We start from the raw sequence: 1,547 nt of genomic DNA on the forward strand, positions 1-1,547 counted from the left end.
ACGGCCGCCACCGCCATGGCCGCCGGGCACCTGCACGTACGCGGCGTGCGGGTGGACTGGGAGGCGTTCTTCGCCGGCAGCGGCGCCCGACGGGTGGACCTGCCGACCTACGCCTTCCAGCGTGAACGCTTCTGGCCCAACGTACTGCCCTCGGTCGGCGATGTGACGGCTGCCGGACTCGGTGCGGCCGATCACCCGCTGCTGGGCGCGGCCGTCATCCTCGGCGGCACGGACGGTGCGCTGCTCACCGGGCGGCTGTCGGCCCAGACCCACCCGTGGCTGGCCGACCACGCCGTACTGGACACGATTCTGCTGCCCGGCACGGCGTTCCTGGAGCTGGCGATCCGTGCGGGTGACCAGGTCGGCTGTGACCTGGTGGAGGAACTGACACTGGAGGCGCCGCTGATCCTGCCCGAGAACGGATCGGTGCAGATCCAGGTGTGGGTCGGCGTCGAGGACGAGTCGGGCAGGCGCGAACTGACCCTCCACTCCAGTGCGGGCGACGACGGCGTGTCGTGGATCCGCAACGCCACCGGTGTGCTCCGCGCCGACGGGCGTTCCGGCGGCGGGGTGTCCTTGGCCGAGTGGCCGCCCGTCGGGGCGGAGATCGTTGACCTGGACGGGTTCTACGAGCACATGGTCGACGGCGGTTTCGGTTACGGGCCGGTGTTCCAGGGGCTGCGGGCGGCGTGGCGGCGCGGGGACGAGGTGTTCGCCGAGGTCGTGCTGCCCGAGGGCGTGAGTGCGGAGAGCTTCGGTCTGCACCCGGCGCTGCTGGACGCGGCGCTGCACGCGATCGGTCTGGCCGGGGACGCCGACGGGGTCGGACGGCTGCCGTTCGCGTGGTCGGGTGTGCGGCTGCACGCCTCCGGGGCGACGGTGCTGCGGGTGCGTCTGGCCCCCTCGAGCACGGACCGGGTCGCCCTGACGGTCGCGGACGGGGCGGGTGCCCCGGTGGCCACGATCGACTCACTGATGCTGCGACCGGTCTCGCAGGAACAGTTGGCCGTGGACGACCTCGGCGACGCGTTGTTCGGCTTGGACTGGGTGCCGGCGCCGGTGCCTCGGGCCGACGGTGATGTCCCGACCGTCGAGTGGACCGACCTGGGTGCGCTGGAGACCCTCGCGTCCTCGGCGGAGCTGCCCGATTTCGTCGTCCTGGCCCGGCCGATCACCTCCGTGTCCGACGCGGTGTCCTCGGTTGCTCACGAGGCGGCGCACGAAATGGCGCACTGGGCGCTGAACGCGGTGCAGACCTGGCTGTCGGAGGAGCGGTCCGACGTGGCGCGGCTGGTCGTGGTGACCGGGGGCGCGGTCGCCGTCGCGGACGACGGTGACGTACGGGACGTGGCGCAGGCGGCGGTGTGGGGCCTGGTGCGCTCGGCGCAGTCGGAGAACCCGGACCGGATTGTGCTGGTGGACCTCGACGACGAGGCGGCCTCACTGGAGGCGTTGCCCGTCGCGCTGGCGACGGGGGAGCCGCAGTTCGCTCTGCGGTCCGGTGTCCTCCACGTGCCGCGACTGGTCAGGGCCCGGCGTTCCGTCGT

General features: G+C 72.8%; 1 protein-coding gene. It reads left to right on the plus strand.

The features are described from left to right. The coding region (locus KYY02_RS33520) for a SpnB-like Rossmann fold domain-containing protein (RefSeq protein WP_371244820.1) at nt 1-1,547 on the plus strand (1,547 nt) is incomplete at both ends.

Origin of the sequence: Streptomyces pimonensis (genome assembly GCF_041380215.1) — a bacterium.
In the GTDB taxonomy this organism is placed as follows: domain Bacteria; phylum Actinomycetota; class Actinomycetes; order Streptomycetales; family Streptomycetaceae; genus Streptomyces; species Streptomyces pimonensis.